This window comes from Pseudomonas sp. p50(2008) (assembly GCF_015351605.1).
Lineage (GTDB): Bacteria > Pseudomonadota > Gammaproteobacteria > Pseudomonadales > Pseudomonadaceae > Aquipseudomonas.
Genome location: NZ_JACMYF010000001.1, coordinates 664456 through 679033, shown reverse-complemented (window position 1 = coordinate 679033; position 14578 = coordinate 664456). Strand labels below are relative to the sequence as shown.

Here is a 14578-nt window from a genome sequence, read left to right as displayed (position 1 = left end):
CTGACGATGAACACTGAATTCCGCAAACCACTGCCTGGCAGCCATCTGGATTACTTCGACGTCCGTGCGGCTGTCGAAGCCATTCAACCTGGCGCCTACGACACCCTGCCGTATACCTCCCGCGTGCTGGCGGAAAACCTGGTGCGTCGCTGTGACCCGGCCACGCTCACCGAATCCCTCAAGCAATTCATCGAGCGCAAGCGCGACCTCGATTTCCCCTGGTTTCCTGCTCGCGTGGTGTGCCACGACATCCTCGGCCAGACCGCTCTGGTCGACCTCGCCGGCCTGCGTGATGCCATCGCCTTGCAAGGCGGTGATCCGGCGCAAGTGAACCCGGTAGTGCCAACTCAACTGATCGTCGACCACTCCCTGGCCGTTGAGCGCGGTGGCTTCGATCCAGAGGCGTTCGAGAAAAACCGCGCCATCGAAGACCGTCGCAACGAAGACCGTTTCCACTTCATCAACTGGACCAAGAAGGCGTTCAAGAACGTCGACGTGATCCCGCCGGGCAACGGCATCATGCACCAGATCAACCTGGAGAAAATGTCTCCGGTGATCCAGGTGCGTGACGGCGTAGCGTTCCCTGATACTTGCGTCGGCACCGACAGCCACACCCCGCACGTTGATGCGCTGGGCGTGATCGCCATCGGTGTCGGTGGTCTGGAAGCCGAGAGCGTGATGCTCGGTCGTGCATCGTGGATGCGTCTGCCAGAAAGCGTCGGCGTTGAGCTGACCGGCAAGCTGCAACCGGGCATCACCGCCACCGACATGGTGCTGGCACTGACCGAGTTCCTGCGTAAGCAAAAAGTGGTCGGTGCATGGCTGGAATTCTTCGGTGAAGGCGCTTCCGCGCTGACCTTGGGCGACCGCGCAACCATCTCCAACATGGCCCCGGAATACGGCGCCACTGCCGCGATGTTCTACATCGACCAGCAGACCATCGACTACCTCAAACTCACTGGCCGTGAAGACGAGCAGGTGCAGCTTGTAGAGCACTATGCCAAGACCACAGGTCTGTGGGCTGACAGCCTGAAAGGTGCGCAATACGAGCGCGGGTTGACCTTCAACCTGTCCTCGGTGGTGCGCAACATGGCAGGCCCGAGCAACCCGCATGCCCGCGTCGCGACGTCCGATCTCGCGGCTCAAGGCATCTCCGGACAGTGGGATGACGTGCCGGGCCAGATGCCGGATGGCGCGGTGATCATCGCCGCCATCACCAGCTGCACCAACACCAGTAACCCGCGCAACGTGATCGCCGCTGGCCTGCTGGCGCGCAACGCCAACAAGCTCGGCCTGACCCGTAAGCCATGGGTGAAGTCGTCCCTGGCGCCGGGTTCGAAAACCGTCGCGCTGTACCTTGATGAAGCCGGCCTGACCGACGAACTCGAGCAGCTCGGATTCGGCGTGGTGGCGTTCGCGTGCACCACCTGCAACGGCATGTCCGGCGCACTGGATCCGGTGATTCAGCAAGAGATTATCGACCGCGATCTGTACGCCACCGCCGTACTGTCTGGTAACCGCAACTTCGATGGCCGGATTCACCCGTACGCCAAGAATGCGTTCCTCGCTTCGCCACCGTTGGTGGTGGCTTACGCCATCGCCGGGACCATCCGTTTCGATATCGAAAAAGACGTGCTGGGTCTGGATGCCGAAGGTCGGGAAATCCGTCTGAAAGACATCTGGCCGAGCGACGAAGAGATCGATGCGGTGGTCAAGGCATCGGTCAAGCCGGAGCAGTTCCGCCAGGTCTACATCCCGATGTTCGCCATCCACGAAGACACCGGCCCGAAAGTGACGCCGCTGTACGACTGGCGCGAGATGAGCACCTACATCCGTCGTCCGCCGTACTGGGAAGGCGCATTGGCCGGTGCACGTCCGCTCAAGGGCATGCGTCCGTTGGCGGTACTGCCGGACAACATCACCACCGATCACCTGTCGCCGTCGAACGCGATCATGCTCGACAGCGCCGCCGGTGAATACCTGGCGAAAATGGGCTTGCCGGAAGAGGACTTCAACTCTTACGCGACTCACCGGGGTGACCACCTGACCGCGCAGCGCGCGACCTTCGCCAACCCGAAACTGTTCAACGAAATGGTCGTGGAAAACGGCAAGGTCAAGCAGGGCTCGCTCGCTCGCGTCGAGCCGGAAGGCCAGGTCATGCGGATGTGGGAAGCCATTGAAACCTACATGGACCGCAAGCAGCCGCTGATCATTATTGCCGGCGCTGACTACGGTCAGGGCTCGTCCCGCGACTGGGCCGCCAAAGGCGTGCGTCTGGCGGGTGTGGAAGCGATTGCCGCCGAAGGCTTCGAGCGCATTCACCGTACCAACCTGGTGGGCATGGGCGTGTTGCCGCTGGAGTTCAAGCCGGGCACCAACCGTCACACCCTGGCCATCGATGGCAGCGAAACCTACGACGTGATCGGCGAACGCACGCCGCGCGCCGAACTGACGCTGGTGATCAATCGCAAGAACGGCGAACGCGTCGAAGTGCCGGTGATGTGCCGCCTCGACACCGCCGAAGAAGTCTCGATCTATGAAGCGGGCGGCGTGTTGCAACGCTTCGCCCAGGACTTCCTCGAAGAGTCGGCGGTCGCCGTCTGACACACGCAGCACAGACACGGGACCTTGAGTCCCGTGTCTTCTTTCAAGGTCAGGAGTAACGAGCACCATGGCTCACGCACAGCAGATCAAGATACCTGCCACCTACATGCGTGGCGGCACCAGTAAAGGCGTGTTCTTCAGCCTGCAAGACTTGCCGGAAGCGGCACAGTTTCCGGGCCCGGCCCGCGACGCATTGTTATTGCGCGTGATTGGCAGCCCGGACCCGTACGACAAGCAAATCGACGGCATGGGTGGCGCAACGTCCAGCACCAGCAAAACCGTGATCCTGTCGAAAAGCATGAAGGCCGACCACGACGTCGACTATCTGTTTGGTCAGGTGTCCATCGACAAACCTTTCGTGGACTGGAGCGGCAACTGCGGCAACCTGTCGGCGGCAGTCGGTTCGTTCGCCATCAGCAACGGTTTGGTGGACGCCAGCCGAATCCCGCACAACGGCGTTGCCGTGGTTCGCGTGTGGCAGGCCAACATCGGCAAGACCATCATCGCCCATGTGCCGATCACCAACGGTGAGGTGCAGGAAACCGGCGATTTCGAGCTCGACGGCGTGACCTTTCCGGCCGCCGAAGTGCAGGTCGAATTCATGGACCCGGCGGCGGAAGAAGAGGGTGGTGGCGGTTCGATGTTCCCGACCGGCAACCTCGTGGATGACCTGGAAGTACCCGGTGTCGGGACCTTCAAGGCGACCCTGATCAACGCGGGCATTCCGACGATTTTCGTCAATGCCGAAGACATCGGTTACACCGGCACCGAATTGCAGGGCGCCATCAACGGTGACCCGAAAGCCCTGGCGATGTTCGAGACCATTCGGGCCTATGGCGCGTTGCGCATGGGGCTGATCAAGGACCTGGACGAAGCGGCCAAGCGTCAGCACACCCCGAAAGTCGCGTTCGTTGCCAAACCCGCCGAATATGTTTCTTCCAGTGGCAAAGTGATCAAGGCCGGTGATGTGGACCTGCTGGTGCGCGCGTTGTCGATGGGTAAGTTGCACCATGCAATGATGGGAACTGCAGCAGTCGCCATCGGCACGGCCGCTGCGATTTCCGGCACGTTGGTGAACCTTGCAGCGGGCGGCACCGAGCGCAATGCCGTGCGTTTCGGTCATCCGTCGGGCACCTTGCGCGTCGGCGCCGAAGCCAGTCAGGTCAACGGCGAATGGACCGTGAAAAAAGCCATCATGAGCCGCAGTGCGCGGGTGCTGATGGAAGGTTACGTCCGTGTGCCAGGTGATTCTTTCTAAACCCCACACCAAGCCAATGTAGGAGCGAGCCTGCTCGCGATTGCGGAGTGTCAGCCGACATCGATGTTCGATGTGTTGACGCCATCGCGAGCAGGCTCGCTCCTACAGTTGAATGCACTTCAAAACAAGAAATGGGTAAACAACCGGAACTGCCCCTGAACCGAGGTCCCATCAACGAACCACTTCACGAGTGAATCGAACATGAGCGCCAACGTCGACCAGAACAACCGCCCCGACTACGACACTGTCCTGCAGGACATTGCCGATTACGTCCTGAACTTCAAGATCGAGTCCAGAGAAGCACTGGACACTGCCCGCAATTGCCTGATCGACACCCTCGGTTGCGGCCTTCTTGCCCTGCGTTTCCCCGAATGCACCAAACACCTGGGCCCCATCGTCGAAGGCACCGTCGTGCCTTTTGGCGCTCGGGTGCCCGGCACCAGCTACCGCCTCGACCCGGTGAAAGCCGCATGGGACATCGGCTGTATCGTGCGCTGGCTCGATTACAACGACACCTGGCTCGCTGCCGAATGGGGCCATCCGTCTGATAACCTTGGTGGCATTCTCGCGGTCGCCGATCACCTCTCGCAAAAGCGCCTGGCCAATGGCGACGCACCGCTCACCGTCCGTGCCGTGCTCGAAGCCATGATCATGGCTCACGAAATTCAGGGCGTTATCGCACTGGAAAATTCCTTCAATCGCGTGGGTCTCGATCACGTCATTCTGGTGAAAGTGGCGTCGACCGCGGTCACCGCCAAGCTTATGGGCGCAAATCGCGAGCACCTGTTGTCGGCGTTGTCCCACGCGTTCGCCGATGGCCAGGCCCTGCGCACTTATCGGCACGCGCCGAACGCCGGTTCACGAAAATCCTGGGCAGCCGGCGATGCCACCAGTCGGGGTGTGCGCCTGGCCGATATCGCCATGCGCGGCGAGATGGGGATTCCCGGTGTCCTGACCGCCCGGCAGTGGGGCTTTTACGACGTGCTGTTCAGCCACACCAACAATGATCTGGCGCTTAAACCGCAAGACAAACGTGCCTTCAGTTTCTCGCGTCCGTATGGCAGCTACGTCATGGAAAACGTGCTGTTCAAGATCAGTTTTCCCGCAGAGTTCCACGCGCAGACGGCCTGTGAAGCGGCCGTGACCTTGCATCCGCACGTGCGAAATCGCCTGCATGAAATCGACAGGATCGTCATCACCACCCATGAGTCGGCGATTCGCATCATTTCCAAGGTCGGCCCGCTGGCCAACGCGGCTGACCGCGACCATTGCATTCAGTACATGACCGCGGTGCCGTTGGCGTTCGGCAATCTGGTGGCCGAACACTACGAAGATGATTTCCACGCGGCGCACCCGATCATCGATGTGCTGCGCGACAAGATGGTCATCGTCGAAAATCCGCAGTACACCCGCGAGTACCTGGAACCCGACAAACGCTCCATCGCCAATGCGATCCAGGTGTTTTTCAAGGACGGCTCGAGCACCGAAAATGTGTTGGTGGAATACCCGATTGGCCACCGCCGTCGACGCGCCGATGGTATCCCGCTGCTGGAAGACAAGTTCAAGGCCAACCTGGCGACGCGGTTTACTGCTCAGCGCAGTGCCGAGATCTTTGCCTTGTGCAAGGATCAGGCTGCGCTGGAGAAAACCCCCGTCAACCGCTTCGTGGACTTGTTCGTGATCTGACGCCAACCCCTCCCCGGTGGGAGCAAAGCTTGCTCCCACCGGGGGCGATTTTCAGCTCTTTAGCCACTTTTCCACAGGCATTTTGGTGATGGCGAATCCCGCCAGCAGGATCGCCGAATACAGGATCAATTCCCGCGAAATACTGTGCCCTTCATACCAGGCGCCGATGATCACGGCGAACACCGGGAAAATGATGAAAACAAACGACAAAATGATCGGGCTCAGCCGTTTGAGCAGCAGGAAATAAACAATGAATCCACCCACCGACGCCACCAGTCCCAGGTAGAGCAGGGCGCTCCATGAGCGCAGGCTTATGTCGGAAAATACGGGGGATTCAAATTGCAGGCCGGCCACAAATAGCATCAGCCCGGCAATACCGATGGGCAATGTGTTGTAGGTGATCACGCTGATGGCGCTGCCGTGTTTTTTGGTCACCACGTAGCACAGCGCATGCATCACCGCCGCGCCTAGAATCGCCAGCACACCCAACAGCTCCGCGTGATCCAGATGCAGGCCCTGGCCGCGAATGATCATGAACAGGCTGCCAAAGCCGATGGCGATCCCCAACACTTGTGACGGATAGATTTTCTCCCGCAGAAACAGTGCGGAAAAAATCAGGATGAACACGGGCATGCAACTGAACAGCAGCGCTGTCAGTCCGGACGAAACGTGCATCTCGCCGTAGTTCAGCAAGTAGTAGGGCAGGCTGAAATACGACAGCGTGACGAACACGAAAAACCAGCGACTTTTCTTCGGAAACAGCAGCGGCTCACGACGCATCAGCGCAAAACTCAAGAACAACGGAAAGGCAATCAGGAAGCGCAGGCCCGCAGCCGTCAGTGGCGGCACACTTTCGACCGCAATCTTGATCCCCAACCAGGTTGTGCCCCAGCTCAGGCAAACAATCAGGAACAGCGCACTGGTCACCCATGCGGCCATCCGTTGTTTCGCAGTGCTTGAAGTGGCAGGTATGGCAATGGACATGATGTAGCTCCCCTGAAAGCTGGAATTGACCTGATGGCGGAATAGGTCTATCCCTGATTGAACCTGTTTCAAGCACGCTATTCGGGGTTGCAATGACTGTCAAAGTAAGTATTGCCATGGTGTCAATCCTGCGCGACGGCCTCGCCAATGGGGTGGGCGTGAAATACAAACGCCTGGCCGACGCTGTTCAGAAAGGAATCGAAGAAGGGTTGATCGATGCGGGTAGCAAGCTGCCGCCCCATCGGCTGCTGGCCGATAGCCTGGGTGTCACCATCGGCACGATCAGCCGAGCCTATGGCGAATTGGAGCGAGTGGGATTGGTCGTCGCTCGTGTAGGAGACGGCACTTACGTCCGTCAACGTGGGATGGAACGGCCGAGAGACAGCGGGTTTCGTAATGTCAGCGATGAACCGCAAGTCTTCCTCGATATGAGTCGGAACCAACCAATCCCGGGGCAGGACGCTGGCTTCCTGAGCCAAAGCCTGCAAGCGCTGGCCAATGATCCACGCACCTTGCAGCAGTTGACCGGGTATACCGCTGAGAGTGGTCTACTGAGGCATCGGGAGGCCGGTGCGCGGTGGCTGAGTCATCAGGCATTTGTCCCGAGCGCCGAACAAGTCGTGTGCGTCAACGGCGGCCAGCACGGCCTGTTATGCGCGCTGATGGGCTTGCTCAAGGCTGGCGACACCCTGGTGACTGAGCATCTGACTTACCCAGGATTGATTGGCGTCGCTCGCCAACTGGGGATCAAGCTGATTGGCGCCGAGATGGACGGCGAAGGATTGCTGCCCTCGGCGCTGGAGGACATTTGCCGTCAGCATCGGGTGTCTGCGTTGTATTGCACGCCGACCCTCCAGAATCCAACCGCTGCAGTGATGTCCGTCCCACGAAGGGCGGCGATTGCCGAAGTATGTCGGCAGTACAATTTGTTGATTTTCGAAGATGAGGCTCACGCCGTTTTGGCACGACAACGCCCGTTGCCGCTAAGTGATTTCGCCCCGGAGCGCTCGGTGTTGATCGGCAGCCTGAGCAAAGCGGTTTCGGCGGGTTTACGGATCGGTTTTTTACATGCGCCACAACCGTTGATCGGGCGTTTGCACGCGGCGGTTCGTGGGACAAGCTGGATGGCGAATCCATTGGCAATGGAGGTGGCGAGCCGATGGATAGAAAACGGGACCGCCGAGCAGCTGTTGGGTCAGCAGATTGCGGAAATTTCCCGGCGCAAAGAGCTGGTCAGTGGCGCGCTGGAGGGGCTGGTCTATACGTCCCATGCCCACAGTCCGCACTTCTGGATCGAGGTGCCCGAGCCTTGGCGGGCCTCGCAAATCGCCGCTGAGCTCAAGGAAAAAAACTATCTGGTGGCGACAGCGGAGGCGTTTGCGGTGGGGCATGCGGCGGTGCCGCAATGTATTCGGGCGAGTGTGTGTAATTCGGCAGGGGATGATCGGTTGCTGGTCGGTGGATTTCAGGCGTTGGCAGCGGCACTCAACGAGACTGTGTGATCGTTCATCTTCGGAACGCCGCCCGGGGCGGCGTTCCGACGATGGCGGCCTGGCAGGCAAAACAGAATTATTTGAAGCGCCGCTCCACGCCTTTCTCCACCAGAATTTTCGCCGAGATCTCCTCCACCGAAAAATGCGTGGAGTTGATGTGCGGAATGTTCTCGCGGCGGAACAGGTTTTCCACTTCGCGCACTTCGAATTCGCACTGGGCGTAGCTCGAGTAACGGCTGTTGGGCTTGCGCTCATTGCGAATCGCGGTGAGGCGGTCGGGGTCGATGGTCAGGCCGAACAGCTTGTGCTGGTGGGCGCGCAGGGCCGCCGGAAGTTGCAGGCGTTCCATGTCGTCTTCGGTCAGCGGATAGTTGGCCGCGCGAATGCCAAATTGCATGGCCATGTACAGGCAGGTCGGTGTCTTTCCGCAACGCGACACGCCGACCAGAATCAGGTCGGCCTTGTCGTAGTAGTGCGTGCGTGCACCGTCGTCGTTGTCCAGGGCAAAGTTCACCGCCTCGATGCGCTCCATGTAATTGGAATTGGTGCCGATCGAATGGGATTTGCCGACGGTATAGGAAGAATGCTCGGTCAGTTCCTGCTCGAGCGGCGCCAGGAACGTCGAGAAAATGTCGATCATGAAACCATTGGAGGTTGCGAGGATCTCACGGATGTCCTGATTGACGATGGTGTCGAAAATGATGGGCCGGAAGCCGTCGGTTTCGGCGGCTTTGTTGATTTGTTGTACCATGGCCCGCGCTTTATCCACGTTGTCGATGTACGGTCGCGTGAATTTGCTGAAGGTAATGTTTTCGAACTGCGCCAGAAGGCTTTGGCCGAGGGTTTCGGCTGTGATGCCGGTGCCGTCGGAAATAAAGAAAGCAGATCGTTTCATTTGCACCTTGGGCCTTAAGCTAGTGACGAATCTTGGATATGATAGGCGCGATTTGCTGGCCGCCAGTGGCCCGCATTCTCACTTATTTTCCAGGTCCAGGCCATACAGCTGGCAAACGCTCCTTTTGAGCAGCCGGCTTCTGAGCTTTTCCAACACAGTTAGTGGAGAGATCACCTTGGTAGAGTACGTAGTTTCCCTCGACAAGCTCGGCAAAGACGACGTTGAGCACGTGGGGGGCAAGAACGCATCCCTGGGCGAGATGATCAGTAACCTTGCAGGTGCCGGTGTATCGGTGCCCGGTGGCTTTGCCACGACAGCTCAGGCTTATCGTGATTTTCTGGAACTGAGCGGCCTTAACGATCAGATCCATGCCGCCCTCGACGCCCTGGACGTCGACGATGTCAACGCCCTCGCCAAGACCGGCGCCCAGATCCGTCAATGGATCATGGAAGCCGAGTTCCCCGAGAAGCTCAACGCCGAGATTCGCACCGCGTTCGCCACGCTGTCGGCCGGCAACCCTGACATGGCCGTGGCCGTGCGTTCTTCCGCTACCGCCGAAGACTTGCCGGACGCCTCCTTTGCCGGTCAGCAGGAAACCTTCCTGAACATCCGTGGCGTCGAAAACGTCATTCGCGCTGCCAAAGAAGTGTTCGCGTCGCTGTTCAACGATCGCGCCATTTCCTACCGTGTGCACCAGGGCTTCGATCACAAGCTGGTGGCCCTGTCGGCCGGTGTGCAGCGCATGGTTCGTTCCGAAACCGGCACCGCTGGCGTGATGTTCACCCTCGACACCGAGTCGGGCTTCCGTGACGTGGTGTTCATCACCGGCGCTTACGGCCTGGGTGAGACCGTTGTTCAAGGCGCGGTGAACCCGGATGAGTTCTATGTCCACAAAGGCACGCTGGCAGCCGGTCGCCCGGCCATCCTGCGTCGCAACCTGGGCAGCAAGGCCATCAAGATGATCTACGGCGAAGTCGCCACGGCCGGCAAATCGGTCAAGACCATCGACGTCGACAAGGCTGATCGCGCACGGTTCTGCCTGAGCGACGCCGAAGTCAGCGAACTGGCCAAGCAAGCGATGATCATCGAGAAGCACTACCAGTGCCCGATGGACATCGAGTGGGCCAAAGACGGCGACGACGGCAAGCTCTACATCGTTCAGGCCCGTCCTGAAACCGTGAAGAGCCGCACCCAGGCCAACGTCATGGAACGTTACCTGTTGAAAGAAACCGGCACCGTGCTGGTTGAAGGTCGCGCCATCGGCCAGCGCATCGGCGCCGGTAAGGTCCGCATCATCAAGGACGTGTCCGAGATGGACAAGGTCCAGCCAGGCGACGTACTGGTTTCCGACATGACCGACCCGGACTGGGAACCGGTCATGAAGCGCGCCAGCGCCATCGTCACCAACCGTGGCGGCCGTACCTGCCACGCGGCGATCATCGCTCGCGAGCTGGGCATCCCGGCCGTGGTCGGTTGCGGCAACGCCACCCAGCTGTTGAAAGATGGCCAGGGCGTCACCGTTTCCTGCGCTGAAGGCGATACCGGCTACATCTTCGAAGGCGAGCTGGGCTTCGACATCAAGAAAAACTCCGTCGATGCCATGCCTGATCTGCCGTTCAAGATCATGATGAACGTCGGCAACCCGGACCGCGCCTTCGACTTCGCGCAACTGCCGAACGCAGGTGTGGGCCTGGCCCGTCTGGAGTTCATCATCAACCGCATGATCGGCGTGCACCCCAAGGCGCTGCTGAACTACGCCGGGCTGCCGCAGGACATCAAGGACAGCGTCGACAAGCGCATTGCCGGCTACGACGATCCAGTCGGTTTCTACGTCGAGAAGCTGGTTGAAGGCATCAGCACCCTGGCTGCTGCGTTCACACCGAAAAAAGTCATCGTGCGTCTGTCGGACTTCAAGTCCAACGAATACGCGAACCTGATCGGCGGCAAGCTCTACGAGCCGGAAGAAGAAAACCCGATGCTGGGCTTCCGTGGCGCTTCGCGTTACATCAGCGAATCGTTCCGTGACTGCTTCGAACTCGAATGCCGCGCCCTCAAGCGCGTGCGCAACGAGATGGGCCTGACCAACGTCGAAATCATGGTGCCGTTCGTCCGCACTCTGGGCGAAGCGAGCCAGGTCATCGATCTGTTGGCGGAAAACGGTCTGAAGCGTGGCGAAAACGGCCTGCGCATCATCATGATGTGCGAACTGCCGTCCAACGCCATCCTGGCTGAAGAATTCCTCGAGTTCTTCGACGGTTTCTCCATTGGCTCCAACGACCTGACCCAACTGACCTTGGGCCTGGACCGTGACTCCGGCATCATCGCGCACCTGTTCGATGAGCGTAATCCGGCGGTCAAGAAGCTGCTGGCCAACGCCATTGCCGCGTGCAACAAGGCTGGCAAGTACATCGGCATTTGCGGTCAGGGTCCTTCGGACCATCCGGACCTCGCCAAATGGCTGATGGAGCAGGGCATTGAAAGTGTTTCGCTGAACCCTGATTCCGTACTGGAAACCTGGTTCTTCCTGGCTGAAGGTCAAGCGCAGGGTTGATAGTGTGAACGGGCCGCTCACTGTAGGAGCAAGGATTGCCCGCGATGGCGTCATCAAAATCGCCATCGCCAGCAAGCTGTGCTCCTACGGGGGGTAGCCGTTTTTGAGTTTCAAGTAGGGCGGGCTCCTCTGGATGCCGCCCTTTTTTGTGCAAGAGCATTATGCAAAGCAGCAGCAACCTATTTCCTGTCGCCCTGATCAGCGCCGAGCGGCGCGGTGATCTGAGCGAAGACGTCTATCGTTTGAAACCCGCCAACAGCCCTGACGGCACCGTCGAGCTGGCGGTGACGCGGCTCGGCATGGCGGACGAGTCGTCCGTGCGCGGCGTGCCGGTCATTTTGCTCCATGGCAGCTTTTCCAATCGTCGGTTCTGGTTTTCCCCGAAAGGGCTGGGTCTGGGTGCGTATCTGACACGCCTCGGTTTCGACGTATGGATTCCGGAGATGCGCGGTCACGGCCTGTCTCAGCGCAACCAGAACTATCGCAAGAACCGTGTTGCCGACTACGCCCGTTACGATCTGCCTGCCATCGGCGCGTTCGTGCACGAGCAGAGTGGTCAGGCGCCGCACTGGATCGGCCATTCGCTGGGCGGCATCACCCTCGCGGCGGCGCTGGGTGGGCAGTACATTGACGAGTCTGTCGTGGCTTCTGCAGCGTTTTTTGGTACTCAGGTCAGCCGCACCTACTGGCCGCTGAAAATTCCGCCAGTGGAGTGGAGCGGACGCTTCATTCTCAAGCGTTTTGCCCAACTGTCCGGTTCTCGCCTCAAGCGCGGTCCGGAAGACGAGCCCATCGGTCTGGCCCTGGAAAGCATGCGCTGGTACGGCCTGTTCGGGCGTTTTGGCGACGCGGACAAGGACTGGTGGGCAGGGCTGGCCGACGTTCACGTGCCGGTGCTGACCGTCAGTGCCGCGGGCGATCATCAGGACCCGACGTGGGCTTGCCGCAAGCTGTTCGATCAGATCGGCTCCGAGAACAAGCAATTTATCAACCTGGGCCGTGAACAAGGCTTCGGCGACAATTTCGGTCATGTCGAGATGCTGGTCAGCAAAGCGGCCCAGGCCGAGGTCTGGCCGCTGGTGGCGCGATGGCTGGCGGATCAGCAGGCACCTTTAACGGGTCAGAACCCGGATCTGGCCACGGCAAGCTGACGCCAATGCTCTAACAAGGGCATTTCGCTCTGATCGGCTTGCGGCTAAGATATGACGCATCAAGCTGTTCCGGTCACTTTGCGACATCCTCGATTGTCTTCCTCTTTACAGGAGTTTCTCGATGAACCATTACATCACGCCTGACTTGTGCGACGCCTATCCAGAGCTGGTACAGGTGCTGGAACCGATGTTCAGCAATTTCGGAGGCCGTGATTCCTTCGGCGGCGAGATCGTTACCGTCAAGTGCTTCGAAGACAACTCGCGGGTGAAGGAACAGGTCGAACTCAAAGGCGATGGCAAGGTGTTGGTTGTCGACGGTGGGGGTTCACTGCGTCATGCGCTGCTGGGCGACATGCTGGCTGAAAAAGCCGCCAAGAACGGTTGGGAAGGGCTGGTGATCTACGGCTGCATCCGCGACGTCGACATCATCGCGCAGACCGATCTGGGCGTGCAGGCGCTCGCCAGCCACCCGAGAAAGTCCGACCGACGCGGTCTCGGCGACCTGAACGTTGCGGTGACGTTCGCTGGCGTCACCTTCCATCCGGGCCACTACATCTATGCGGACAACAACGGCGTGATCATCTCGCCGAGCCCGCTGAAAATGCCTGAATAGGCACCGTTGGTTCTGGTTTCGAGAATGGGGTGAGGATGTTCGAGGAAGAAAACGCGCAATGGGGGCTGGTGCATGCTCTGGTGCTGGATGGAAAAGGCGGTGCGCGTTCGATAGCCCGGACTGAACTCGACGAGTTGCAGCTGCAGGCCCATGAAAGCCTGTGGTTGCACTGGGATCGCAGTCACCCGCAAACCCAGACCTGGCTGCGTAAAGACAGTGGTCTGAGTGAATTCAGCTGTGACCTGCTGCTTGAAGAAAACACCCGGCCGCGGCTGTTGCCGTTGCCGGATTTCGAGTTGCTGCTGTTTTTGCGCGGGGTCAACCTCAACCCGGGTGCCGAGCCGGAAGACATGGTCTCGGTACGGATTTTCGGATCGGCGCAACGGGTCATTTCCCTGCGTCTGCGTCCTTTGCGAGCCACTGACGAGTTGCTGGTACAGCTTACTGAAGGCAAAGGCCCGAAAACCGCCTCCGAACTCATCCTTTATATGGCGCAGTACCTCACCAACAAGGTGCAGGATCTGGTCAGTTGCCTCTCGGAAGTGGTCGATGAGGAAGAAGAAAAACTGGATGCCGACGAACGGTACACTCCCGAACACGGCGCCATTTTGCAGATCCGTCGCAGGGCAGCAGCGTTGAAGCGATTCCTTGCTCCGCAGCGCGATATTTTCGGTCAGTTGACGCGTATGAAACTGCCCTGGTTTGTCGACGACGACGGTGATTACTGGAACGAGCTGAACAACAGCCTGACCCGTTATCTGGAAGAGCTGGAATTGACGCGGGAGCGGGTGGGGCTGGTCCTGGAGGCTGAAGACCGGCGTTTGAGCGTGCGCATGAACCGCACGATGTATCGCTTCGGGATCATTACCGGGATCTTTTTGCCGATGAGTTTTCTGGCCGGTCTGTTGGGCATCAACGTTGGCGGAATTCCATTCTCCGCGAGCCCTTATGGCTTCCTGATTGCGTGCCTGATGATGGTCTCGGTGGCGCTCGGGCAATGGTGGTTATTCCGACGTTTGCGTTGGGTCTGACTATGCGCCATGTGACCCGGCCAAATTTGATCGCGTCTTTCACAGACATCACGAGAGGTGCGTATGCACGATCCGTTTGAACAGTCTTTGCGCGACATGCTCAAGGCATCACCGTCCACCCGGGACGACGATGCTTGCCTTGGCCGTGTACTGAAAACCGCCAACCGCCAGGTCGGTGCCGGTGATCTGTTCAGCCTGCTGGGCCGCTGGTTGCCCGCGCTGATGATCGCCCTGAATAACGGATCGGCCCACATTTCGCCGGTTTCCCGTCACCGCAAACCTACTGTTCGCACTGCTGATAAGGCTGATTGA

At 59.5% G+C, this 14578-nt stretch carries 11 protein-coding genes; 9 read left to right on the top strand and 2 right to left on the bottom strand.

Going from position 1 to position 14578, the window contains the following annotated elements:
• Positions 1-6 precede the first annotated feature (6 nt).
• The 3 genes from acnD (at position 7) to prpD (ending at position 5548) form a co-directional block, all read left to right on the top strand.
• Complete coding sequence (acnD, locus tag H7698_RS03020) at positions 7-2604, top strand: Fe/S-dependent 2-methylisocitrate dehydratase AcnD (protein WP_162438311.1); 2598 nt, start codon at positions 7-9, stop codon at positions 2602-2604.
• A gap of 67 nt (positions 2605-2671) precedes the next feature.
• The gene (prpF, locus tag H7698_RS03015; RefSeq protein WP_194690531.1) at positions 2672-3862 is read left to right on the top strand and encodes a 2-methylaconitate cis-trans isomerase PrpF; all 1191 of its coding nucleotides are present in this window, start codon (positions 2672-2674) and stop codon (positions 3860-3862) included.
• A gap of 201 nt (positions 3863-4063) precedes the next feature.
• Positions 4064-5548, top strand: a complete 1485-nt coding sequence (gene prpD / locus H7698_RS03010; protein ID WP_194690530.1) for a 2-methylcitrate dehydratase — start codon at positions 4064-4066, stop codon at positions 5546-5548.
• A 51-nt stretch (positions 5549-5599) separates the two neighbouring features.
• Here the strand turns inward: prpD and H7698_RS03005 are convergent, their stop codons facing one another.
• Positions 5600-6487 carry a DMT family transporter gene (locus H7698_RS03005; protein WP_194690777.1) on the bottom strand — a complete coding sequence of 296 codons (888 nt, stop codon included), beginning with the start codon at positions 6485-6487 and terminating at the stop codon, positions 5600-5602.
• Between the two features lie 137 nt (positions 6488-6624).
• Between H7698_RS03005 and H7698_RS03000 the strand changes: the two genes are divergently transcribed.
• Complete coding sequence (locus H7698_RS03000) at positions 6625-8034, top strand: aminotransferase-like domain-containing protein (RefSeq protein ID WP_194690529.1); 1410 nt, start codon at positions 6625-6627, stop codon at positions 8032-8034.
• A gap of 67 nt (positions 8035-8101) precedes the next feature.
• Here H7698_RS03000 and ppsR read toward each other — a convergent pair whose 3' ends face one another.
• Positions 8102-8920 (bottom strand): posphoenolpyruvate synthetase regulatory kinase/phosphorylase PpsR, encoded by an 819-nt coding sequence (gene ppsR, locus H7698_RS02995; RefSeq protein ID WP_162438315.1) that lies wholly within the window; start codon positions 8918-8920, stop codon positions 8102-8104.
• Between the two features lie 175 nt (positions 8921-9095).
• Between ppsR and ppsA the strand changes: the two genes are divergently transcribed.
• The 5 genes from ppsA to H7698_RS02970 all read left to right on the top strand — a co-directional run bounded on the left by ppsA (position 9096) and on the right by H7698_RS02970 (position 14578).
• The gene (ppsA, locus tag H7698_RS02990) at positions 9096-11471 is read left to right on the top strand and encodes a phosphoenolpyruvate synthase (RefSeq protein WP_194690528.1); all 2376 of its coding nucleotides are present in this window, start codon (positions 9096-9098) and stop codon (positions 11469-11471) included.
• A gap of 161 nt (positions 11472-11632) precedes the next feature.
• Positions 11633-12622, top strand: a complete 990-nt coding sequence (locus tag H7698_RS02985; RefSeq protein WP_162438317.1) for an alpha/beta fold hydrolase — start codon at positions 11633-11635, stop codon at positions 12620-12622.
• A gap of 121 nt (positions 12623-12743) precedes the next feature.
• Positions 12744-13235: a ribonuclease E activity regulator RraA gene (rraA, locus tag H7698_RS02980; RefSeq protein ID WP_194690527.1), complete on the top strand. Its 492-nt coding sequence runs from the start codon at positions 12744-12746 to the stop codon at positions 13233-13235.
• Positions 13236-13270: 35 nt separating this feature from the next.
• Positions 13271-14266 (top strand): zinc transporter ZntB, encoded by a 996-nt coding sequence (locus H7698_RS02975; RefSeq protein ID WP_194690526.1) that lies wholly within the window; start codon positions 13271-13273, stop codon positions 14264-14266.
• 63 nt (positions 14267-14329) lie between these two features.
• Positions 14330-14578, top strand: coding sequence for a CrfX protein (locus tag H7698_RS02970; protein WP_162438320.1), 249 nt, complete (start codon positions 14330-14332; stop codon positions 14576-14578).